Annotated in this window: 18 protein-coding genes; 6 read left to right on the plus strand and 12 right to left on the minus strand. The window is 66.9% G+C overall.

Translation table 11 applies throughout. From position 1 onward, the window contains the following. The first annotated feature begins 41 nt into the window (after nucleotides 1–41). Nucleotides 42–1,307, plus strand: coding sequence for an erythromycin esterase family protein (locus tag F3T56_RS22165; RefSeq protein ID WP_149827061.1), 1,266 nt, complete (start codon nucleotides 42–44; stop codon nucleotides 1,305–1,307). Nucleotides 1,308–1,322: 15 nt separating this feature from the next. Here the strand turns inward: F3T56_RS22165 and F3T56_RS22170 are convergent, their stop codons facing one another. From F3T56_RS22170 to F3T56_RS22180, 3 genes are all read right to left on the minus strand, one after another. Further along, nucleotides 1,323–1,844 carry a hypothetical protein gene (locus F3T56_RS22170; protein WP_149827063.1) on the minus strand — a complete coding sequence of 174 codons (522 nt, stop codon included), beginning with the start codon at nucleotides 1,842–1,844 and terminating at the stop codon, nucleotides 1,323–1,325. Between the two features lie 1,202 nt (nucleotides 1,845–3,046). Then, nucleotides 3,047–3,445, minus strand: coding sequence for a hypothetical protein (locus F3T56_RS22175; protein ID WP_246203758.1), 399 nt, complete (start codon nucleotides 3,443–3,445; stop codon nucleotides 3,047–3,049). A gap of 182 nt (nucleotides 3,446–3,627) precedes the next feature. After that, the gene (locus tag F3T56_RS22180; RefSeq protein ID WP_149827065.1) at nucleotides 3,628–4,623 is read right to left on the minus strand and encodes a competence protein CoiA family protein; all 996 of its coding nucleotides are present in this window, start codon (nucleotides 4,621–4,623) and stop codon (nucleotides 3,628–3,630) included. Between the two features lie 263 nt (nucleotides 4,624–4,886). On the opposite strand from F3T56_RS22180, the gene F3T56_RS22185 reads away from it, so the two are divergent. Genes F3T56_RS22185 through F3T56_RS22195 form a run of 3 tightly spaced genes read left to right on the plus strand, consistent with a single transcriptional unit; the run spans nucleotide 4,887 to nucleotide 7,893 of the window. After that, the gene (locus F3T56_RS22185) at nucleotides 4,887–5,312 is read left to right on the plus strand and encodes a hypothetical protein (protein ID WP_149827067.1); all 426 of its coding nucleotides are present in this window, start codon (nucleotides 4,887–4,889) and stop codon (nucleotides 5,310–5,312) included. 50 nt (nucleotides 5,313–5,362) lie between these two features. Beyond that, a complete protein-coding gene (locus F3T56_RS22190) occupies nucleotides 5,363–7,657 on the plus strand; it encodes a tetratricopeptide repeat protein (protein ID WP_149827069.1) in 2,295 nt (764 codons plus the stop codon). Further along, nucleotides 7,654–7,893, plus strand: coding sequence for a DUF397 domain-containing protein (locus F3T56_RS22195; protein ID WP_172639071.1), 240 nt, complete (start codon nucleotides 7,654–7,656; stop codon nucleotides 7,891–7,893). The genes F3T56_RS22190 and F3T56_RS22195 overlap by 4 nt, the downstream gene beginning before the upstream one ends. Nucleotides 7,894–8,041: 148 nt before the next feature. On the opposite strand, the gene recD2 is transcribed toward F3T56_RS22195, so the two are convergent. Next, nucleotides 8,042–10,363, minus strand: a complete 2,322-nt coding sequence (recD2, locus tag F3T56_RS22200) for an SF1B family DNA helicase RecD2 (protein WP_216372989.1) — start codon at nucleotides 10,361–10,363, stop codon at nucleotides 8,042–8,044. Between the two features lie 202 nt (nucleotides 10,364–10,565). Then, the gene (locus F3T56_RS22205) at nucleotides 10,566–11,639 is read right to left on the minus strand and encodes a DUF6083 domain-containing protein (protein ID WP_149827071.1); all 1,074 of its coding nucleotides are present in this window, start codon (nucleotides 11,637–11,639) and stop codon (nucleotides 10,566–10,568) included. Nucleotides 11,640–12,313: 674 nt separating this feature from the next. On the opposite strand from F3T56_RS22205, the gene F3T56_RS22210 reads away from it, so the two are divergent. Continuing rightward, entirely contained in the window at nucleotides 12,314–13,825 is a 1,512-nt protein-coding gene (locus F3T56_RS22210; RefSeq protein WP_246203765.1) for a UvrD-helicase domain-containing protein, read from the plus strand. 61 nt (nucleotides 13,826–13,886) lie between these two features. Here F3T56_RS22210 and F3T56_RS22215 read toward each other — a convergent pair whose 3' ends face one another. The 6 genes from F3T56_RS22215 to F3T56_RS22240 form a co-directional block, all read right to left on the minus strand. Beyond that, complete coding sequence (locus F3T56_RS22215; protein WP_149827075.1) at nucleotides 13,887–14,495, minus strand: hypothetical protein; 609 nt, start codon at nucleotides 14,493–14,495, stop codon at nucleotides 13,887–13,889. 76 nt (nucleotides 14,496–14,571) lie between these two features. Further along, entirely contained in the window at nucleotides 14,572–16,353 is a 1,782-nt protein-coding gene (locus F3T56_RS22220) for a hypothetical protein (RefSeq protein WP_149827077.1), read from the minus strand. A gap of 212 nt (nucleotides 16,354–16,565) precedes the next feature. Beyond that, on the minus strand, nucleotides 16,566–18,104 hold the full coding sequence (locus tag F3T56_RS22225; protein WP_149827079.1) for a UvrD-helicase domain-containing protein: 1,539 nt from the start codon (nucleotides 18,102–18,104) through the stop codon (nucleotides 16,566–16,568). A 136-nt stretch (nucleotides 18,105–18,240) separates the two neighbouring features. Then, a complete protein-coding gene (locus F3T56_RS22230) occupies nucleotides 18,241–19,638 on the minus strand; it encodes a competence protein CoiA (protein ID WP_172639072.1) in 1,398 nt (465 codons plus the stop codon). Nucleotides 19,639–19,706: 68 nt separating this feature from the next. After that, a complete protein-coding gene (locus F3T56_RS22235; RefSeq protein ID WP_246203759.1) occupies nucleotides 19,707–20,330 on the minus strand; it encodes a restriction endonuclease in 624 nt (207 codons plus the stop codon). A gap of 77 nt (nucleotides 20,331–20,407) precedes the next feature. Further along, the gene (locus F3T56_RS22240; protein WP_149827084.1) at nucleotides 20,408–20,611 is read right to left on the minus strand and encodes a hypothetical protein; all 204 of its coding nucleotides are present in this window, start codon (nucleotides 20,609–20,611) and stop codon (nucleotides 20,408–20,410) included. Nucleotides 20,612–20,891: 280 nt separating this feature from the next. Here F3T56_RS22240 and F3T56_RS22245 point away from each other — a divergent pair, with 280 nt between their 5' ends. Continuing rightward, the gene (locus F3T56_RS22245; RefSeq protein ID WP_149827086.1) at nucleotides 20,892–21,833 is read left to right on the plus strand and encodes a DUF5655 domain-containing protein; all 942 of its coding nucleotides are present in this window, start codon (nucleotides 20,892–20,894) and stop codon (nucleotides 21,831–21,833) included. Between the two features lie 94 nt (nucleotides 21,834–21,927). Here the strand turns inward: F3T56_RS22245 and F3T56_RS22250 are convergent, their stop codons facing one another. Further along, nucleotides 21,928–22,677 carry a DNA-methyltransferase gene (locus F3T56_RS22250; RefSeq protein ID WP_149827088.1) on the minus strand — a complete coding sequence of 250 codons (750 nt, stop codon included), beginning with the start codon at nucleotides 22,675–22,677 and terminating at the stop codon, nucleotides 21,928–21,930. Nucleotides 22,678–23,177: the final 500 nt, after the last annotated feature.

The raw sequence follows: 23,177 nt of genomic DNA on the forward strand, positions 1-23,177 counted from the left end.
CGCCATGCGCCGCTCAGCCGCCCGACGAGAAGAGACACCAAGTGCCCGACGACATCGCGCGCTGGCTGACCGAGCACGCCAGACCGCTCAGCACGCTGACACCGGGCGCTCCCGCCGACGACCTTGAACCGCTCCGCGACATCCTGCGCGGTGTGCGGATTGTCGGTCTCGGTGAATCCACCCACGGCACCAGCGAGTTCTTCCGGCTGAAGCACCGGATCATCGAGTTCTTGGTGCAGGAGGCGGGATTCGGCGTCCTCGCCATGGAGGCCAGCGAGTCAGCCGCCCACGCCCTGGACACGTACGTGCGGCACGGCACCGGCGACCCCGCACGGCTCGTCGCCAGGCTGGGATTCTGGACCTGGCGCACACAGGAGATGCTCGACCTCGTCGAGTGGCTGCGCAAGCACAACCGCGCTCTCCCCGAGGAACGGCGGGTCCGTTTCGTCGGCACGGACCCCCAGCGCAGCACCGACTCGGTCAAGGCGGTCGCCGCCTTCCTCCAGCGGGTCGCACCCGAGCGGACGGAGGAGATACGTGAACTCGATGTACTGAAGCAAGCTCGACCGGCGTCCCAGCCCGACCCGCGACAAACGCTCATGCGCCGCGCCGAAGCACTCGCCGACTTCCTGGAGAGCCTCCGCGAGAAGTTGTCCCGGCACACCGCGGACGAGACGTCGGAACCGGCGGACGGCATCGACGAAGCCCTGGAACACGCACGGATCCTCGTGCGTGCCGCCGATCTGGTGACCCGCTCCCCGGACCCGCACTCCGGCGCGGACAGCGTATTCGCCGTACGCGACCGCTACATGGCCGAGGCCGTGGCACGGCTCGTGGACGACAACCCCAAGGCGCGGGTCATGCTCTGGGCGCACAACGGACACATCGCGAAAGGCACATACGGCAAAAACGTGCCCGCGCTCGGCAGCGGGCTCCGCGAACGCTACGGCGACGCCTACTACGCGCTGGCCCTGCTCTTCGGTAAGGGCTCCTTCCTCGCACGACGCGGTGACGATTTCCAGGGCTCGCCGGTTCAGCATCACATCGGCACGGGATTCCGGTCCATTGAGGCACAGCTCGCCGACAGCGTCCTCGGTGACTACTACGCCGACCTGCGAGTCGGCGGTACCTCACCCGAGGCCGCACAGTGGCTGTACGCCCCACATGCCCAGCGCGGCTTCGGTGCCAATGTGCCGCGATTCTTCTACCGCTTCCATGTGGCGCCGCTGGTGCCAGTGCAGGACTACGACGGCATCGCCTTCGTCGCCCGCTCAACCTGCTCGCACCTGCTGCCGCCGGAGGTGTGAGCAACGCCTTCACTCCTATGGCCACATGGCGAGCACGGCTTCAAGAGTCAACTTCCACATCGGCTCGGCTCCGGTGCCGAAGGCCGCAGCGAGCGCGTATCCGATGGCCGCGTCGTGGGGCTCCGGGGCGGCGTCCGGCTCCCATTCGGCCGTCACCTCCCCGTCTCCGGTCGACGTGAAGGCACCGATGACCACGCCGTCCCGTAACAGGCGGCTGCTGCCAAGGGAATCGGGCACCAACCGGTGCCCGGATCCCGTCTCCTCGGACCCGACGTCCACGCGGTAGGACCGGCGGGTCAGGAAACCCTTGGCAGGGCGCAGGGTCACGGCCGTGTCGTCGACCGTCATGATCAGGCACTGCGGGTCGCGCGTACCGATCGGCACATGGCTCTCCAGCGGTGTACCGGCGGCCCGCGTCATCTCGGCCCGCGGAAGACCACCGCCGTCGACAACCAAAGCCCCGTTCTCATGGTCCAGTTCGATGCCGATCGAACCGAAGAGCGGATCGTCGGCGCACACATGTGTGAACGAGTACATCAACAACTCCTTGCTTCGTGATCACCCTGTTGATCAATGTTCAGGCCAGCTTCCGGCAAGTCGTCGGACGTTGGGTGATTTTCCAGTCGGCAGGCCCTCACCATGGAGAGCTGCCGCAGTGCGGCCAGTTTGTCTCTCTGCTCCGTCAACCGTCAGCTGCATGCCTCTCGACGACGCACGACCTCCGGCCAGCGCCGTCAGGGCCGCCGCACCCCTACAGGAGAGCGCCGTCCGGCTTGTAGTGGCATTTCCAGTGGAAGCTGGAGGCCTGAGGCGGAAGTGCCCACACATGCTGCGCTGGTTCCGCGCCGGTCCATGCTGAACGCGTACTCGCCAGGAACGCTGTGCCACAAGGGAACAACAGGCAGCAGTGCGGCCCACCGGCCGATCCTGACCCTGTGCCCCGATCGGCTACTGAGTGGGTTCACAGCTTGATCAACTCCAGGACCCGAGCTGGACGTGAGACCTATCGGCATCGGACAGTCCCACCACTCCCGATCGCCCCATCGAAGACGATCGCCCTTCACCCGTCGGTCCCGGGCCAGCGACAGCCCCCTGATGGAACGTCACGCACGCCTGTCCACCGGTTGTCCACCGAAACCGACCGCGTAAGCCTGACCCGCCCCTCCCGGATGAGCAAAAGCCCAGCTCAGAGGCTCAAGCCGTCTACACGGTCACGGAAACCAAACCCCCGACCCACGCATTACGATGCACAGACCCCAGAGGCGCAACTTGGGTCGATTTCAAGGTCATCCGAAACAAGAAACCCCAGGTCAAAGGCTTGACCTGGGGTTCACCACAGAGCCGCCTTCGGGATTCGAACCCGAGACCTACGCATTACGAGAACACTAGTGATCGTGATGCGGGGTGCTGCCCTGTGCCGCCGGTTCCAGTTTTGGCTGATCAGAACACATGCTGCACTTTCGCCCATGCTGTCGCGTCCATCTGGTCCAAAGGCGTCCGGCCTCCCCCTGGCCTCCCATCGCCGTCACCTGCGCAATCAGCGACCGCCTGGTGGAGCCGGAGCGCAGTTCACGGCCGAGCAAGGTCGAATTGTAGGCAGTCAACACAGTGTGACTCGGCACTTCAACTCCTACAGGCGCGGAGGGCTGAGGCGACGTTCCTCTACATCGAACGTACGCCCCGGCGGCCTCTCCCGTACACCCGGGCGGTGAGCGTCTCCCGCAGTTGTCTCGGCTGTCTCAGGAGGCGGAGACAGCCCGGGTCAGGGGCTCCACGTCTCCATAGAGTGCGGCGTGCAGCGCGGCGGCGAGCTCGCGGGCCCGGTCCTCGCTCTTCACGCCGTTCAGCGTGTAGTGCACCGGCCCCAGCCCGGAGCCGGGGCGAATCTCACCGCTGCGGGCCAGGCGGAGGGTGGCGGCCCGGATCGCGTCGTGCGTGGTGTCGTCAACAGCGTGCTGCGGGGCGGCGGTGAGCGCGTCGGCTTTCACGGTCCACAGTTGGCCGCGGCGCTCGATACCGACGTACACAGCGCACGTTGTCTTGGCCGCCTGGTAGGCGGCGTTGAACGGCTTCAGGCCCGTGGCGTTGGGGATGAGGTCGGCGGAGCAGGGGGTGGGCAGCGGCTGCATGAAGAGCATCGTGTCAGGAAACCGGCCGTAGTCGGCCCCGGCGGGCGGTACTCCTGCCGAAATCCGGTGTTCAGCCCATGGGGTGGGACCACAAGTCGTCACGTCAAGGCGCTCCAGAAACAGGCGCGGACACTGACGGAGCTGTGCGACGAACTGGTGGGCGAGGAGCACAAGTAATCCTTCTACCCCATTCAACACAGGATGTGCCGACCGTAGCGGACCAGGGGCTCAGCGAGCGGGCGGTGGCAGACCTCGCAGACCGGCGTACCCGCAGGCACGGCCGCCGGCCGCGGGGGCAGCGGGGCGGGTTCGTACCTGTAACGGGGTTGCCTGGGTGCAGCCTCCCGCCGCCGCTCGGCCTGTTCGTGCTGGTGCCGGGCCTCGCTGGCGTCCCGTTGTACGCGGGCGGCCTGTTCGGCCAGGCGCTCGTTCATCGCGGGCGGGAAGGTCACACCGTCGGGGTCCAGGCCGAGCTCGGTGAGCGGGAAGCGTTCGCGGACAACCGGGTCACCGGGGCACGGGGGATGGTGCAGCCCGAACATGCGCAGGTCCTTCGTCCACCACCGCGGGCCCCGCGCGTGGGGCTCCCCGAGGCGGGCTTCGGCCTCGCCCTCACGGTGATAGAGCGTCCAGGCGGGGATGCTCTCAGCAAACAAGACATGCGGGACGCGGGTGTCCGGGCGCATGAACCACACGTCCCGCACGCCAGCGGCGGCGTAGTCGCGGTGCCGGGCCTGCCACAACTCGTCGGTGATCAGCTCACGTTGGGCCTCCAGCGCCAGGCGGGCGCCGTCGTCGAGGACGACGTGGACGTCGGCACGTCGGTCGCGGTCCTCGGTCCACTGCTCCATCCGGACCTGCATGACGTTGGGCCGGGTACGGGCCCAACGGGCGAGCCGGTGCTTGGCGTTGATGTGCCAGACCGTCTCGCGACCGTGCCCGCCCGGCGGTGCGGTTCCGGCCGGGTGCGCGAAGTGCGGTCGCACCAAGCCACCGATCCTCCCGCGGGCCAGCAGTGGCACTTTCGTGCCCGCAGGCGCGTCGATACCGCGCCAGCAGTAGAAGCACACCACCGTCTCCCGCCGCCCATAGCCGAGCGCCCGCCACTGCTCCAGAGGCCGGTCGCCGATGTGGACCTCGCTCTGCGTGTCCAGGTCGAACCCCACCACCAGCAGATCGTCAAGCACCGAATACTCCTCTCAACTCACCCGAATCGTGCGCGCAGAGCATCGCAACGGGCACTGACAGTCGCCTCCCCTTAAGGTCCGCACAACAGAACCGCATTCGGGCAGATACTCGATCGCGGCTCGGCCGCAGCTGGCGCAGTAAATGCCGCACAGTGCCCGAGCGCCAACCAGCCCGCCTTGGCCGAGGAGCAGATCACGGCCCGTTCATGCCAACCGCCGCCTATCATTGGGCAGATGCGAGGTACAGCTGGTTCGGGGGGAGCATGGATCCGCAGTTGACGGTGATGGCGCAGACCGCAAGCGCCACTGTCGTGGCCCTGATGGCGACCGATGTCTGGCAGCACACGCGCGACGGCGTCGTTGCACTGTGGCGACGGGTACGCCCTGGCCAGGCCGACGAGGTCGGCAATGAGCTGGACGTAACCCGAGCGGAGATCCTGGCCGCTCGGCAGGAGGGCGACACACTTGGCGAGCAGGCTCTGGCCGGCGAGTGGCAGGGACGGCTGCGCCGCCTGCTGATCGCCGATCCGGAGATTGCGCAGGAGTTGCTCCGTGTCCTGGAAGAGTCCCGTGCTCTGCTCCCCGCAGAGCAGGAGGTTCGGGCCCCCGTGGTCAACATGCGTGCCGAGGTCTCCGGCAGTGGCCGCGTCTATCAGGCCGGTCGTGACCAGCACATCACTGAGCGGTGACCGAGGGCGTGGAACCTCACCAGTCCGATGCGTCGGCACCGCGCACCGCCGTGAGCGATCACGGCCGACTGTTCCGTGCGGAGCGTGACCAGCACATCACCGAGTATCACACCCACATTGCCGCGACCCTCGGCGCCCTGGGGGATCAGCAGTGGGCGGGGCCGGATTCGGTGCGTGTGCCTCTGGCCGCCCGGATGCACTCGCCGATTCGGGACCGGCGCGATCTGCGGCGCGCGCTCTTGGCCGCGGTCCTGGGCAGCGAGCCGGAGCCGAAGGGCATCCACATCGTGCACGGCATGCCGGGCTGCGGGAAGACCGCGGTGGCACTGACCGTGTTCGATGAGGCGGTCGGCGGGCACGGTCTCACCGGGCTGTGGGTCAACGCATCCAGCGCCACCTCGTTCCGCGCCGGCATGCTCGCCGTGGCCACCGACCGGGGCGCCTCCCAGGACGAGGTCGACGCCGCCCGGGCGGGCAGGCGCCCGGCCGCAGACCTGGTCTGGCACTACCTCGGCCGCTCGGACGAACGCTGGATCCTCGTTCTCGACAACGCCGACGAGCCCGCCATCTTCCAGGAGCCTGGGTGGCTGCGCTCAAGCCCGCGCGGGACCGTACTGGTCACCACCCGGCATGGCGCCGCCCCGCTGTGGCACGGTGCCGCATCACACCCACTCGGCGTACTGGAGGTGTCGGACGCCGTAGATGTGCTGCTGGACTTCCAGGTCGGCGACGCAGACCTGGCCGTGCTGGAGCAACTGGCGCACAGCCTGGGCTGCCATCCGCTCGCCCTGATGCTGGCCGGCACCTATCTGGGCCAGCAGGTCCTGGAACCGGTGACCGTGCACGACTACCTCCAGCGCCTGCGGCACGATCCGAGCACCGTCCTGGACCTCGGCGCCGAGCCCGGTGAACGCGATCTGCGCCGATTGATCAGCAGCACCTGGCAGTTGTCGCTGGACGCCCTGCACCGGCAGGGTCTTCCCGAGGCGACCACGGTGCTGCGGATCCTGTCGTGCTACGCCCCCGATCCTCTGCCGGTCGGCCTACTCGCCCCGCCCCGGCTGGATGCCACGGCCCTCGCGCAAGCTGATCCTCCCCTGACCGGTGGCCGGGCCAACACCGCCGTCATGGGGCTGAAATCGCAGTCGCTCGTCTCCCTCCACCATGTCCCCGGAGACTCCGGCCGACCTGCCGTACGGACCGTGCAAGCCCATGCCCTTCTCCTGGACACCGTCGCGGCCCGGATCCCGCTCGACCAGCGCGACATCGTGCTCACCGCCGCGGCCGAACTCCTCTCGCAGCTCCTGGCCACGAACGACGGCCAGTACATCGACAGCCAGAGCCTTCGCCTGTTTGCTCCGCACGCGACGGCACTGCTGCGGCGCTGCGCCGGCATGAGCGGCTCGGCCCTGGAGCCCGCGCTGGCCGTCGTCCGCGGGCTGCGCCTCCAGAGCTACGCCCGTGGCGACTACGCGACCGCCCATTCCCTCGGTGAAGTAGCTGCCGCCGCCACACGGGGTCAGACGACCCCCGACGCGCTGACCGACCGGCACGAACTCGCCCGAGCACTCACCGGAACCGGCCGGTTCGCCGAAGCCGCCGACCTCCACCAGGAAACCCTGGACGCCCGCGAAACCCTGCTTGGCGCCGACCATCCCGACACCCTGGCCAGCGCCCACGCCCTCGGTCTCGCGCTGTACGGGCTCGGCAGATTCGCCGAGGACGAGCAGCACATGCGGCGTGCGGCAGACGGTCGCCACCGTGTCCTGGGGCCGGAGCACCCCGACACACTGGAGAGCCGGGCCTGTCTCTCGGACGCCATCGGCGAACAGGGGCGCTGGGCAGAAGCCGAGGCCCTCGCCCGGCCCAACCTCGCACTCAGCGAACGCGCCCTGGGCGTAGAGCATCCGCACACCCTGCAGAGCAGAATCGCCCTGGCCTGGGTGCTCTCCAGAAACGACCAGCTGGACGAGGCAGAGGCCCTCGCCCGGGCCACGGTCAGCGGCGGTGAACGCGTCCTGGGCCCAGAGCACCCGCGGACCCTGAACGCCCAGGATCTCCTGGCCGGCATCCTGCTCCGCCAGGGCAATTGGCCCGAAGCGGAGCACATCGCCAGGACCGTGGCGGAAGCCCGCGAGCGCGTCGTCGGGCCGGAACACCCCCACACCCTGGCCATCCAGACCCGGCTCGCCCGCATCCTCATCGGCGCTGGGAACCACCGGCAGGCGCGAGATCTCGTGGCGCACACCCTCGCGGCCAGCACACGCGTACTGGGCCCCGAACATCCCAGCACCCTCAACTGCCGCGAGGTGTGTGAGTTGGCCACGACCGAAGAGAACGCATGAACGATTCCGTCACCCGGCAAGGACAGGCAGCCTTGAACGAAACGATCATCCACGTCTGGCGCAAGAGCAGCTACAGCGGCAACGAGAACGCCTGCCTGGAAATACTTACCCCCCCCCCACCGGGCCAGGCCCCTGTCCGGGACTCCAAAGAGCCTGACGACTCAATGATCGTTTTCAAAGCGGAGGTATGGCTGAACTTCATAGCCGCAGTCCGGCGAGGAGAGTTTCCGATCTAGGTACCAGCCTGCTCGACGCAGGCCTACAGGTGTGAACCGATCGTGGCGTGCCGGTGGGCGGAACGCGCCACTCGTCCCTCGGCGGAGCACCGAGGGAGTTCGACGATCTTCGATGCCTGGGCTACTCCGACGGCTTCATCGACGACGTTCAGTCCCAGGCGAGTTGGCCGGTAGTCGCATTCCGTCTTGGTGCCGGCACGGTCGGCTGAGCGGTGGTGATGCGGTGGGTCAGGGCGGTGTTGCGCCTGAGGGTGCGATTGTTGGCAATCGCTCGCTCCACTGCCTCGGTATGTCCGATAATCATGACTCCTTGGCGGGCACGAGTGACAGCGGTGTACAGCAGATTCCGCTGGAGGAGCAGATCGCCGGTCTCGCTGAGGACCGGGACGATCACGTACGGGTACTCGCTGCCTTGTGAGCGGTGGACAGTCAGCGCGTAAGCGTGGATGAGTTCGTCGAGTTCCGCGAACGGGTAGGCGGCCTGTTCGGCATCGTGGAACGTGACGGTGAGCTGGTGGGCCTCCAGGTCGAGAGCGGTGACAGTGCCGCTGCTGCCGTTGAAGATGCCCGTCTCCCCGCGGTGGGGGTTGTTGCGGATCTGCTGGACGCGGTCGCCGAGACGGAACGCGATGCCGTCGTGGTAGTGCTGGGGTTTGTCGTCGGACGGCGGGTTGAGCCGGAGTTGTAGGCGCAGGTTGAGGTCGGTCATTCCGGCGATGTTCTTCTTGCCGGGGCACAGGACCTGGATGTCCGTGGGAAGCACGCCGAAGTGACGGGGCATGAGGTCGGCCACCAAGTCCACTACGCGATGGGCGACTTCATCCGGGTCGGGAACGTGCCTGTTCCAGAAAGCCTTCCGGTCGTCCTCGGGCAGAGCGCCGCGGAGGATTCGGTGGGCGTTGTGGACGATCGCGGCGCTGTCATCGTGCTGGCGGAAGACTCGGGTCAGCCGCGTGCGAGGGACGTCCTCCACGTCGAGCAGGTCGCGCAGTACCCGCCCGGGGCCGACGCTGGGCAGTTGGTCGACATCGCCGACCAGCAGCAGGTGGCAGCCGTCGCGGATGGCGGCGGTGAGCTTGCGGGCGAGGGCGGTATCCAGCATGGATGCTTCGTCGATAACGATGAGATCGGCGGAGTCGAGTGGGCTGGAGTGGTCGAAGAGAGTGTGGCCGTCCGGGGGGCGGATGAGGCGGTGGACGGTCATCGCGTCGCGGCCGGTGGTTTCTTCCAGCCGCTTCGCGGCCTTTCCCGTGGGCGCCGCGAGCGCCACGAGCGCGTGGGCTTCGTCGGCGATCTCGACAAGGGTGCGCAGGGTGTGGGTCTTCCCGCAGCCTGGGCCACCAGTGAGGATTGAGACAGGGCTGGTGAGGGCGGTGAGGATCGCGTGGTGCTGTTCCTCAGTCAGCCCGGACGTCTCGGTGGTGGTCAACCCAGCCAACCGATCGTCCCAGGGGGCGACTTCGGCGAGCAGGGACCGGGCGCTGAGCAGGCGCCGTACGTGGTGAGCGAGCTGGGTCTCGTCGCGGTGCAGGCGTGGGAGTACAGCGATCTCCGTGTCCACCAGAGTGCCGCTGCCGTCCCTCGCGGGCAGCGGCAGAGTTTCGATGATCGCCTCGTTGTGGTCGCACAGTGCTTTCAAGGCGTGGCGCAACACCACGTCGTCAAGGATCTCGGCGGTCGCCGGGTCGTCGTCCTTCAGCAGCGTGCGGGTCCGGAAAAGCAGAACCCGTACGGGCAGGTGACAGTGTCCTGCCTGGCCGGCAGCGAGGTTGAGTTCGTGCGTGAGCGCGGCCTGCAGACGCTCGTCGCTGTGCTTCGGAACGCCCACGGCAAGGGCGATCTTGTCGGCTTTGTCGAAGCCGATGCCCCGCACATCGCGGCACAGCCGGTAGGGAGTGTGCCGGACGATGTGCATGGGGTCGTCGTCGGTATCGGCGTATGCGGTGTAGATCTTCACCGCGAGCGCGGGAGTGAGATTCAGCCCCTGCAGGAACACCATGATCTCGGCAATGGACTTTTGTTCTTGCCACGCTGCGGTGATCCGCGCCAGCCGGATGTCGCCGATGTTGTGGACTTCCAGCAAGCGCTGCGCTTCGGTGTCAATGATCTTTAGCGTCTGGGCACGGAACCGGTCCACGATCGCTCCAGCGAGCGTCGGCCCGATACCCCGGATCATGCCCGAGGCGAGATACATCCGGATGGCCCGTTCGTCGGCGGGCATCCTGCGATCGCAGCGCTCGGCGATGAATTGACGGCCATAGCGGAGATGTTGTGTCCATCTGCCGCTCACGCGCACGCTCTCCCCTGGCCGCACGCCGAAGAGCGCCTTTCCGACCACAGTGATGCTCGGATCGTCGTCCGCCGTACTGGTCAACCGCAACACCGTGCGCTCGTCGTAGCTGACATGCAATAGGTGCTCGACTACTCCCTCCACCGCATCGAGGAGGTTCGAGTCCAGTTCATCGGACACGGGTTCTGCCTCCAGAAGTGCGCGCGGTGAGTGTTACGGAAGACTGTGCTTTTCAGGATGGATCAGCGCCGGGATCTTGATGCCAGATGTCCCCTGAATTGGCGATTCTCCTCAGCAGGCCGCCTCCCCAACCAGACATCTGCTTGCTGGTAGGGCAGATCCGCTTCTCGTGCGCAGCCGGACCTCTCCAGCCGGAAAGTGGCTAGAACGGGATGCTGCCGCCCGTGATGTCTTGATCACCGACCGCCGACTCCTCTTCGGTGGAGAGCGCTTGGGCCTCTGATGCCCTGGCCTGCCACTTGGCGTGGATGGCGCGTCGGCGTTTGGCTCGCCTCTCGCACTGCCAACACAGCCAGCCCTTTTCGACAGCGACAACCGTGCTGTTGTGGCAGTCCTCCGTGGCGCAGCATTGCCGTTTCGCCGTGCCCGGGGAAAGTTCCCACCCTGGGACGGGCGAGGCCCGGTAACCTGCGGGGCGGTCGCTGATGAGAAAGTCGCCGTGCCTGAATGGGTCGAAGGTGACCAGTTCCATGGGTGACGCATCGGGATAGGACCCGTATTTCCCGTGGTCGTGGCAGCGTTGACGCAGCCATCGCAGCGCATGCTGGAAATCGATGATGTCGATACTCCACACCCACGCCCGACCACGGAGGTCGAGCAAGGTCATCTGCCCAGCGCGGCCGGGCAGATGGGGAGCGTCAATCTGTTCCCAGTACCCCTCGCCCTCGTCGAGGACCAACCCCTCGCACCGGCCCTCGGCTGTCGCAGCCACGCAGGTCAGCTCGTCAAGAGGGCCGGGGCAGATGCGGAGGAAGCCACTGTATTTGATGACGTGACGAGTACCACCACGCTCTTCCGCAGTGGCCGGATCGGGTTCCTGCACCTCGGCCTCTCCACGCGGCCCGACCGGCGCCGACACGAACGAGCCCTCGGCGATCGCCTTCTGTATGCGGATGGCCAGGAAACGTACGAACCGCTGCATAGCGGGATCGAGGTCGCAGTGCTCGACGGCCGGACAGACCGAGGAGTGCTTGACGCGGCAATAGCCATAATCTCGCGGGTTGGTTCCCAGGTAAGCGATGCCGTTCGACAGATGCCAGCGGTATCGGGGAGGCACCGCTCGCACGGGGATCTCCCCCGGGATGATCGGGACACGAGTGCCCTCGAAAGTGTCATGCCACTCAACGGAGTTACCGCACCAAGTGCAGCGCTCGACACAGTCCTTGACTGGCGTCTTCGACTGGCTGCTGTGCCAGATCCGCATCCACGAACTCACGGGGGCTCCCGGAAAGACAGGGCAAAGGGCTGGACTTCACCACCGGCCACTTCATCCAACGCCAAGGAGCTATCTCAAGTTTTAGGCAATTCGGGTGATTTACGCTTCCAGCTTGGCGCGCCAACGAATTACCCTCTGCACCCAAACGGATACTCTCAGGGGAGACACGGATGAGGGGCGAACCGCCATCGGAGGAGCGGAAGGCACAGGCGGCCCCGCCCGACGGTGACCAGATGGAGCTGTTTGCACCGCCTTCCCAGGTACCACCGATCCCGGTCGGTTCCGCAGTGCTCCATCCCCAGACCGAACTGCGCCGTTTCGTAGGCGAACTGACGCGACGCTCGGGCTTGCCTTATCCAGAGGTGAACAACCGCATCAACCGTGAAATCGGCGTACGCAGCCGGGCGGGCGCCGACCTGGACGTCATCCAGCAGGCGGTGACCTTCGCGCGGGGCTGGCTGGAACAACTGCGGGCTTCCAGCACGGACGAGCCCGAACGCACGGCACCGCCGACAGCGCCTGACTCGCCGATCAGCCATCGCGGTCGGCCGCCCTCCGTTCCCATCCCGCCGTCCTCCCGCTACGCGCCCAGCGCTCAGAACAGGCCGGACCACGGACGAGGTCGTCCGGCACCACGCCATCGCCCGGCTCCGACCACGGAGCAGGAGGCGGCCATCGCTGCGTTCCGTTCGGGCCGGAATCTTGCCTTGCAGGCAGGCGCCGGCACGGGGAAGACCACCACGCTGGTCATGCTGGCCCAAAGCGACCAGCGGAGGGGTCGGTACGTGGCGTATAACACGTCAATCGCCACGGACGCCCGCCGCAAGTTCCCGGCCACCGTGAACTGCCGCACCGCGCATTCCCTGGCCTTTGCCGCTGTCGGCAACCGGTACAGCGAGCGGCTCAGTGCCCCTCGCCAGCCCAGCTGGAAGACAGGCGAGTCCCTGGGCATTGCCGTCAACATGACCGTGCGGATCGGCGATCGCAAGGTGACCAACAAGGCACTGTCGTACACCGTGCTGCGCACGGTGAAGCGGTTCTGTTATTCCGCTGACACCGACTTCCGCTTCTACCACGTCCCCGTGCTACGCGGGTTGGAGGACCAGCACTTTCACCACCAGCTGGCCAACATCGTCCTTCCCTACGCACGCCGTGCCTGGAAAGACCTGCAGAACCCTGACGGGGGTGCGGTCCGCTTCGAGCACGATCACTACCTGAAAATGTGGGCCCTGGGCCAACCGAAGATCCACGCCGACTACCTCCTCCTGGACGAAGCGCAGGACACCAACCCGGTGATCGAGGAAGTCTTCACCAACCAGCGCACGCACGCCCAACTGGTCATGGTTGGCGACTCCGCCCAGGCCATCTACGGCTGGCGCGGAGCACGGGACGTCATGGCCGACTTCGACGGAGACCAGCTTGCCCTCTCGCAGTCCTTCCGCTTCGGCCCCGCCCTCGCCGAGGAAGCCAACCGCTGGCTGACAATCGTCGACGCACCAATCCGCTTGCAGGGCACACCCGATATCGACACCTTCATCGGTCCGATCGCGGACCCGGACGCGATCCTGTGCCGCACCAACGTCGGCGCCATGATGGAGATCTTGGACCTCCTCGACAACAACCGCCGAGTCGCTCTGGTGGGCGGCGGCGATGCCTTGGCGGCCCTGGCCAACGCTGCGGCTGACCTCAAAGCCGGCCGCCGCACGAGCCACCCCGAACTCGTCCTCTTCCAGAACTGGGGCGAGTTGCAGGAGTACGCCACCTACGACCCGTCCGGACAGGACTTGCTGCCCCTCGTCGACGTGATCGACGAGCATGGCGTCGAAGTCATCCTGGACGCCATGCAACGCCTCAGTGCCGAGAGCCAGGCGGAGGTCACCGTCTCCACCGCCCACAAGGCCAAGGGCCGCGAATGGCTATCCGTACGGATCGCCCCGGACTTCGAACCCGCTCCCAGCGACGAGGTTGACGAGGAGGGCAACCCGCTGCACAAGGAGATCAATCCGGAAGAGGCGCGCTTGGCCTACGTCGCTGTCACACGCGCCCGCCGCCGACTCGACCCGGGCGGTCTCGGCTGGATCAACGATCACCCCGGCTGCGCCCCGGACGACGGTCCCGCCCTAAACGCCCCGTCCTCACCCTGGGAAAAGCTCGGGCCTATTCCTCCAGCCGGAGCGGCTCGCTGACCGCAGTAACACTCGCGATCCGGCCCCGTCGGGGTGGGCCGCGCGACGGGAAATTCCCTGGTCAGAGGCCTGTTGGAAGATCCTGCGCAGAACTGGCCAAATCCTTCTTGTCTTTCTGGGGACTGCGCATGGCAGCCGCAATCGCGGCCGCTGTCTCCTCGACGAGGTCGGCGGGAAGGGATGCGGCGAGGCCATCTTTGACGGCCTTCATGACCCGGTTCAAGGTGTCGCGTTCACCTCGGCCACGAGCTTCGCCGACGGCAATGCGTGTCTCATCGCTCATCCCAGCGAGCCACGCTGTCTGCGTCACATGTCCAAGGCACTCCGCGAGTTTCAGGGCGTCGGCCGTCGCATGCATGAAGGCTGATTCGGCTGGGTGATTATCGTGCGTGCCTGGAGTCCTCAGCGAGAGCACACGCTCGACCTCTCCTGCCGCCGGACGCTGGTCAAGAGGCGCGCCACCGCCGAGCAACGCCCGCCATGCCGCATTGATCAACCCGTATCGGATGGCGGAGGCTACATGTCCCAACTCAGCGATGTAGTCGAGAAACTCGGCGCGGGTGGTGCAATCGCCACCAATGCGAAGAATCTCTTCGCCGGCCCGCCGGACAGCTTCACTCTGCTCCATGCCGGATTCACTTCCGTTCTGGCCGGCGCGGGTCTCATTCATTTTTGGCTTCTCCTGGTGCTGGATAGCAAGGCCGCCAGGTAGAACGATCGGGAAGGGCAGATGGCGACGTCACCCGTCAGGCGTCGTCTTCGTCGTCGGACTCCGCCTCCGGGATGCCGAGGAGAAGGTCGCTGAGTTTGCCGAAGATCCATTCACCGTTGGTGAGTGATTTGCCGTTGAGCGTCACGGGGTGGACGAGCATGGCGGTGGCACCGAGTACCGCCAAGGCTGCCTCTCTCGCGCCGATGGTGGGGGCGAGCCGTTCATAGAGGCGGTGCAGCTGCGCTGCTCCACGGGCCAGGATCTTGCCCTCGAAGTGCCATTCTGGAGTCTCCTCCCGCTTTTCCTTGAGGACGGCGAGCGCAGCGGGGACATCCTCGGGATTCCAGCTGTTGGGGTAGGCATTGAGCCACTCGATGGTGATCGTCAGCTGGTCGTCGTCCGACACGACGGAGCGCTTCTCTGCGGTTGCCAGGGGGACGGGAGCGGGCAGAGCGTCTGCGATCTGGGGGAGGCTGGTGTCGATCGGGCTGCTGTCGAGGACGTTGTAGAAAAGCGCCCGGGTCATGGCCGCCGGGCCGTGGCCCTGAATCTCGTTGAACGGCTTGATTTCCCAGTCGGGGTCTGCGACCGCCCGCTGGGCATGCGTTTCGAACTGGTTGATGGCGTGAGTGCTCATGTGGGCGCGCGGAGCTCGGGGGTTCTTCTGCGCGGCTTCGGCTGCTGCCCGGGTCGCCCGCCAGACGAGACTGTAGATCTCACCGAGCGTTCGGTGCTCGGCGAGCTTGTAGGCCGCCTCGCTGAGACGGGCGGAGTGGTTCTCCGGGACAGCGGGGAGATGGATTTCTGCCAGCCGGTTCGAGAAGTAGCGCAGGGCTTCCTCGGCGATGAGTTCCTGGGCGACGGCCAGGAGGTCGTCGTGATGCCCTGCTGGCATGCCGGTCGGGTCCAGGGCGGAGGTGAGGTGGGCGTCGAGTGTTTCGGCGGCCTTCCCTGGGCTTGTGCCGTAGGGCGCGTAGTACCGGGCCGTCAACGGATAGAAACTGCTGGTGAGCTGTGGCGTGGTAACCGCATTCAGATCACCCTCGGCCTCCCTCAGGGCGTCCTCAAACGTCTCCGGCCCCCAGACGAAGGCTGTGACGGGGCTGGAGGAGTGGATCTTCAGTAGGCCCGCTCGCACCAGCGTCCCCAGGAGCGATCCGATCTTGCTGCTGTCCGGATAGAGCGGGTCCGGCCAGGCGCTGATATCGGCGATGGGTGACATGGAGGGCGCGTAGCGCAGCAGCGCCAAGGCGCAGATCATGTCCCGGACTCCGGCGACGGGCGGTGTGGTGTGTTCCGACGGGAAGACGGCCGCGTATTCCTTCGCGACGGTCTCCTGCTGGACCTGCTGCCACCTGGCGCGGGCCTCGTCGACGGCTTGCTGTGCCTGTGCCTTGGCCTTGGCTGCTTCCCGCTTGGCCTTACGTGCAGGATCAAGGACGGCACGTACCGCGAGGAGGAGAGATTCGGTGCACTCCACGCAGGCGGGGTCGTTGCCGTCGCAGACCTGCTGGAAGGCGGTCCGGGAAGCGAGACTGAGCAGCCCTCCGCATTCGGGACACTTCCGTCCGGGGACAACGGCCCGTACGCCGGCCGCCGCGACGACGTAAATCTGGTGACCCCAACCGGCGGTGTCGATGTCCTTGGTCTTCTCGCACCACACGGGTGTGCCGTAATCCGGAGCGAAGCCGGCCAAGGCCCAATAGCGCTCACCGATGGTCACCAGTTCGGGATCGGCCTCGTCGTCTGGGATGACTGCCGGGATGAGGTTGGAGAGGTCATCGACGGTCGGCTGCGGTTCGGGAAGGTCGGTCACGTCACCCACTGTAAAAGCCCCCGCTGACATTGCTGATCGGTTCTTGCCTGGCCGCTCACCGGCGGCAAGGGGCCTCATACGAGGATCGCCGCTTGCCGTTGCGCGCATGATGGCGCAGGGCCCTGTTGCGTACGAGGCTGGCTGAACCAGCGACGCCGTAACAGCGCGTGGAGGTGTGCCCGTGGCCGACGGGCACACCTTGATGTGGCGTCTCAGTTCGCAGAGGGCCCCAACGTGTCCCAGGGCGAGGGAGGTTCGGGGTCCTGGCGCGGAGGTGTCCCGCCGGGGTTGCCGTCGGGGTGCTGGTTGATCCAGCCCAGACCGCCGATGTCGAGTCGGTGGCGGGCTCGGGTGACAGCGACGTAGGCGAGGCGGGCTTCGGCGTCGTCGATGTCGCCAGGCAGAGGGTCGCCGTTCTCGTCCGTCTCTTCCTGATCCATCGGCTCGGTGAAGTCCTCGCCGATGCGGACGGAAGCCCATTCGCGGCCCTTGGCCTTGTGGGCGGTGGAGACCACGATCTCAGCGCCCCGTTCGACGGAGAGTTTGTCCACCGCGTCGAGGATGACGTCGACGCCGTGTTCGTCGACGAGGTCGACCAACGGCAGCAGGTCACGGCCGGACGGGTCGTATTCGGCGTATTCCTGGAGCTCGCCCCAGGACTCGAAAAGGATCAGCTCGGGGTGGGTGCTGCGCTTGCCGGCTTTGAGGTCGCGGGCCGCTCTGGCAAGGGCGCGAAGAGCCTCGCCGCCGCCGACGAGGGCGACGCGACGGCCTTCCTCCAGCAGGCGCATGACTTCGAGCATCGCGCCGACGTTGGTCCGGCACAGGATCGCGTCCGGTTCCTGGACGCGTTCCAGGCGGGTGTTGATCGCCGAGGTACCGGTCAGCCGGATCGGGGATTCGACGATGTGCAGCCACCGGTTGGCCTCCTCGGCGAGCGCGGAGCCGAAGCGGAAGGACTGGGACAGGGCCAGCTGGGTGCCGTCGAAGGCACTCATCACATCCCGGGCACCGCGCCAGCCGTAGATCGCCTGGGCCGAGTCGCCGACCATCACCAGCTGGGTGTGGTTGCGCTGGGCATTGAAGATCTTCTCGACGACGGGGTTGGTGTCCTGGGCCTCGTCGAGCAGCAGGAAGTCCGCTTGGATCCTGGGTTCGGTCAGGGCCCAGATCTTCAGGTAGTGGTCGTGGTCGAAGCGGACGACGCCTTCCTGGGGGTTTTGGACGTCCTTCCACGCCTGGTTGGCGTATGGCAGCACGACGTCTACGAGCTGGGCGTGCAGGTGTTCGGCTTCGATGCCGCGAAGGCGCGGGACGTGGTGGCGCTGGATGGCACTGTCCGCGGACTGACAGAAGCGGGTGACGGTCCGCAGGACGGTGTACGAGAGCGCCTTGTTGGTGACGTTCCGCTCGCCGATGCGGATACGCATGTTGACGGCGATGCCCAGGGAGGCGCCGGTCTTCCAGCCAGGCACCCGGGGTGCATCCATCCGGGACGCGTACTTGTGGCCCACGGCGCCGAAGGCGAGCGAGTGCGCGGTCTTGCACCGCACGTTGCTGGGGAACTTGTGGGTCGCGTCGCTCGCGATCGACTTGTTGAACGCGATGTACCGGCCGGATTTGGTCGTACTGGCCGCAAGCATCGCCAGCGTCGTCGTCTTCCCGGTTCCGGCGCCGGCCTGCAGGACCAGGTGGTCTCCGCGCCGAAAGGTATCGACGGCGGTGTTCTGTTCGTGGGTGGGTGTGGGCATCGTGCTCCTCAAAGGGTGGGTGCGGCTTCATAGCGCAATCGCACGGTGACACACAGAGATGGTCCGCGTACGGCGATCACAGAATCCGCTGCCCCTTTCACCCTGTCGGCCGGATGACGGCCCGTGCCCGGCTGGGTCAGCACAGATGCATTTGCTCGTAGTCGGGCAAGTCGAAGTGGACGACATTGGCAGCGTCCACGCCCTGCTCGATGACCAGCTCCGCTTCACGCACGTTGCGGACAAAGACGCGTGTCGATCGGTGAAAGGACCAACGGGGCACGGAGGCAGGGTAGGGGCGCACGACACCGTAAAGCCTGCCGGCCGCGTACAACGGAACACCGTAGGCGTATTCCACGACAGTCTGGTTGTCGCGAGGCGCCGCCCTGGCAGACTTCTCCTTGAGCGACAGCGCGGCCACCGCGTCGACCAGTTCCCGCCATTGCTCGACGGACAGCTCCGCCCACCACCGCGCAGCGGCCTCTCGTTCCTGACGTTCTCTCTCCAGCCGTTCCTGCTCGGCCTGCCGGGCCTGCTCTTCTTTCTCCCGCCGCTCAGCTTCCCGACGCTTGCGCTCGGCTTCCAGCTCGATCATCAACAGCCGGTGCCGCTCGCGCGCCTCGGCCTGGGCGGCTTCCTGCTCAATCTTGCGACGGCGTTCTTCTTCCTGCCGCCGGGCTTCCTCCTCCTGCCGTTTGCGCTCTTCCGCTTCCTCCTCCCGCTGCTGCTGTTCCCGCTTCCATGCTTCTTGCCGCTGCCGCTTCTTCTCGTGCCGGGCCTCGGCGGCGGTGGAGCGTGCCGTCGTCCAGATCATCCCGCGACGGGCCATGGCGCCGCCGCGTGTGAGGTAGATACGGCGATACCGCGCCAGGATTGGGTGAGGCGATAGCTGCTCGTTGAACACCCAGCGGGTGAAGACGCCAAGTTCGGTCCCAATGACCCGGATCCAGACCCCGCGGTCTTCGTCGAACTGCGCGATGCCGTCGGCTACCGTCCAGGCACTGACGCCCTGCGCGGGTGGGGTGACGCGCACGGCCGGCACCGCGCCCAGCCATGGCACACCCTCGTCGCGCGGTGAAACCCAGCACACCCCGATGCCCGCGTCGGTGTACCGGCCGGTCCGCTCCCGCAGGTCGTCAAGGGTGATCGGGGAGAGCTGGGCTTCCCAAGCCATGCGGCGGCCTCCGTCGGGTGCGGAGGCCATGACGTCGGCCCGCCAAGAGCCGTCGGGGGCGCGCACTTCGAGCTCCGCATGCCAGCCGGAGGCTCGTACCACCGTGGCCAGTTCCAGCTTCAGCAGGTGGTGCTCGACGGACTCGTTCGACAGCTGGCAGTCCGGTGGCCTGCCGGGGTTGTGGGCGAAGTATCGTGCCCGGCGCGGAGAGCGCTTGGCGTGGACGCCCCAGCCGCACTCGGGGCATGTCAGTGAGACGCGGGGCCGGACACGGTAGACCTGCGACCAGTCCAGCCCGCAGCCCAGATCGCTGCGGGTCGCATCAAGCCGTCCGTGCTCTGGATGGATGGCGGTGAACGCCATACGTCTCCCTTCGGCAAGGGTCTTGCGTGCGGCCTCCGGTGTGCTGCCACCGGACGGGCTCCTCACGCTCAGGCTGTGGGTTTGCTCGCTGGCCGTCGGGGTCGGCTCCGCGCGGGCAGGCGCAGGGTCCGTTGCAGGGAGGCCCCGTCCTCGGCCCATTGACGCAGGCGGTCCCGGTCGATCCAGTAGACGCGGTGGCGGTCTCCCCAGGCGCGTGCGTCGCGGGTGAACGTCCCGTTGGTGACCACGACGGCGATGTCAGCTCCGTGGGCGGGGCCAGCCGTACCGTTCACCTCGTACATCACGCGGGAGGTGACCCGGCCGCCGCTGGTGGTGTGTTTGCACTGGGCGACGAACGTGCGCCCTATGGTGTCCTTGCCGATCGCGTCGGCAGCTTGGTCCCCCTGCTGCCCGACATGCCGGGCGGCGATGCCGTCGCGGACCATCAAGTCGCGCACCGCGAGTTCGAAACCGGTCGGATCCAGCGCGTCGAGTTCTTCAAGCGTCAGTCGGAGGCTCGCCAGCCGGACGGCACGGGCTCGCTCAGTTGCCGCCCGCCGCTGCCACCGCGCCACGAGCGTCACACCAGCGCCGACGGCCATCACGGGCAGCACGTACCAGGCGCGCAGGAGGGCCCCGGCGATCGGCGAGCCGAACTGCACGAGAGCGAGGAACACCACGGCCAGGATCACGCCGGCAGCGATCCACTCGGCGCGGTCCCGTGGAAGGCGCGGACGGGGAACGCCAGGCCGCCAGGGAACCCGGCGGCTCACCGGTTCTCAGACGAGGAGGCGGCAGGCTTGGGCGAGGAGTCGTCCTTGGAGTCCCCGTTGATGCAGCCGTTCAGCCACCCGTACAGCAGGACCACGACCACGGCCGCTGCGATCCACGCACCGCTCTTCTTCTTCGGCGTCGGGTTCTTCACCCAGCCCCCGCGCCGGTAGTGCATCCCCGGCCTGCCCTTGGACGCCATACGGACCCCCTCCACACCAGCGGACTGCCTTCGTGCAGCCCGTCCTTTACTGATGTAGCAGGCACCACTGACAGGAGGTGACGGATCATCAAGTCAACCTCGTACGAGGCACGTTGTCGCTGTCCGGATCTGATCGCGCAGGTGTCCGATCCCCTACCGCGACTCCCCGTCGGGGGCGGGGCGGCGGTGGCCAGCCCCTTACTTCCACAGTGTCCGGAATACGCGCCTGCCCGGAATCGATTGTTCCGTGCGAGGCCATCGAGGCGAACGGGGGAAGCCGGTGAACGATCTGAAGCTGTTCCGCATACAGGACGGCCAGGCGGCCGAGATCCCGGGAGCGGCGGTGGCGCTGGAGCGGCACCTGCAGACGCTGATCGAGCGGAACATGGAAGCGATGCTCGGCATACGGTTCCTGGCGTCCGAGTACGGCACGGGTGCGCGGCACCGGGGGCGGATCGACTCGCTAGGACTGGACGAATGCGGTAACCCGGTGATCATTGAGTACAAGCGTTCGAATGGTAAGGCGGTGATCACTCAGGCGCTGTCATACCTGTCGTGGCTGCGGGATCACCGACACGAGTTCGAGAGCCTGGTGAAGGAGCGGCTGGGAGACGGGACGGCTGGCTCGGTCGACTGGAGCAACCCGCGCCTGGTGTGCATCGCCGGGGACTTCACGTCGCACGACACGAACGCGCTGGAGGAGATCGGGCGCCGGATCGACCTCGTGAGCTACCGGGACTTCGGCGGGGGCCTGCTGGCTCTGCAACTGGTCGCCTCCGTGACGGGCTCCGCGACACCGTCCCGGACTCCGGACACGCCCACGAACACGAGTGCACCCTCGGAGCATTCTGGGGGTGCTGGCTCCACGGTCAAGTCGGTCCGGCAGTTCTACGACGAGTCGCCTCAGTCGCTGCGGGACCTGTACGCCGACCTCGACGCGATGCTGATCTCCCACGCTGATGTGCAGAAGGAGTTCCAGCTGCATTACATCGCCTACCGACGGATCAAGAACGTCGCGACCGTCCGCTTCCAGCCACGCAGCCACACCCTCGTGGTCCGGCTTGCGGTCGATCCCGACACGGTCGAACTGGTCGAGGGCTTCGCCCGCGACGTACGCAAGATCGGTTGTCTGGGGACTGGCCCTCTGGAGCTGCGGATCCGGTCACACGAGGACCTGTCGAGAGCCGGCGACCTCGTCCGGCGAAGCGTCGAAGGCCGCTGACCCAGATTGCGGGGCCGGTGTGCATCGGAGTTCCGATGCACACCGGCCCCCGTCTTGCATGCCTTCAGGGGCGGCGGTCTGGCGTGGTCCGGTCTCATTCTTCGGGGCCTGCCAGTTCGAAGTCGTCCTGAGTCAGGGCGCGCTGGAGTCGCTGTTCTGCGATATCCGCGTAGTGGTCGGACAGTTCGATTCCGACGAACTGTCGTCCCTCACGCAGTGCGGCGACGCCCGTGGAGCCGGACCCGGTGAACGGGTCCAGGACGGTGCCGCCTGGCGGGCAGATCTTGACCAGCTCCTGCATGACTTCGACCGGCTTCTGGGTGATGTGCACGCGATCCTTCCTCGGCTGGCTCGCGGTGTAGAGGCCGGGGAGGTAGACGGGGTTTCGGTCGGCGTCGACCGGGCCCTTGGTGCCCCAGACGATGTACTCGCATGACTGCTTCAAGCGGCCCCGCTGCGGGCGGGAGACCGGCTTGTGCCACGAGGCGATGCCGCGCCAGGTCCATCCAGCCGCCTGAAGGGCGTCCGTCGTCGTCGGCAACTGCCGCCAGTCGGTGAAGACAAGCGCGGCGCCGGATTCGACGGTGGCCCGGTATGCCTCGGTGAGCAGCAGGCTCAGCCAGAAGCCGTACGAGCGCTGGTCGCGGTTTTCGCCTGGGAAGTTCGCCAGCTGATGCTCGGCGTCGGCGGAGGTGTACTTCGAGCGCGCGGTGCGGCCGGTGCGCTCCGCGCTGGTGCGCCCGCCACTGTTGTACGGCGGGTCGGTGATCACGGCATCGACGCTGTCGTCGCCGAGGCCGGCGAGCACGGTCAGTGCGTCGCCTCGGTGGAGGGTGTACGGCATCCGGGAGTTCTCGCTTTCCGGGGTTTCGGTCGTGGCGCGAATTTCCTTCGGGAGTCGCGCAGTAGTGGCTCCGGGTGGCATCGGGAGCAGCCATTCGGGGCGGTTGATGGGCGGAAGGTTAGCGGCTATTTCCGGCCGCACCCAATGAGTCCAGAGCCCGCCTGTCGCGCCGAGAACGGGCTGGATCGAGGGGTCGTTTGGTACGGCCGGAATACGCGTCTACTGTCTCGCCGTGTTCGCAGGACGGAGCCCGCATCCACTCCTGCTGACCTGTGTTGTTCTGTGCTGTCCCGTCCAACGGGGCATTCCCGGCATCACAGTTGAGACGTGTTATCGCCGAGCGAGGGGACGCATTTCCGATGTGCTGCCTGAGATTACGAGCGCGGCTGGCTGCCGCGCCCCGATGACATCACCGGCTTCCGGGAGTTAGCAGCCCCCGATACCGGATTCCTCTCGCTCCTACGCGAGTTCGGATTCACACCGGCGCGGCGCCGGTGACC

The organism is Streptomyces tailanensis, assembly GCF_008386495.1.
GTDB classification, from domain to species: domain Bacteria; phylum Actinomycetota; class Actinomycetes; order Streptomycetales; family Streptomycetaceae; genus Streptomyces; species Streptomyces tailanensis.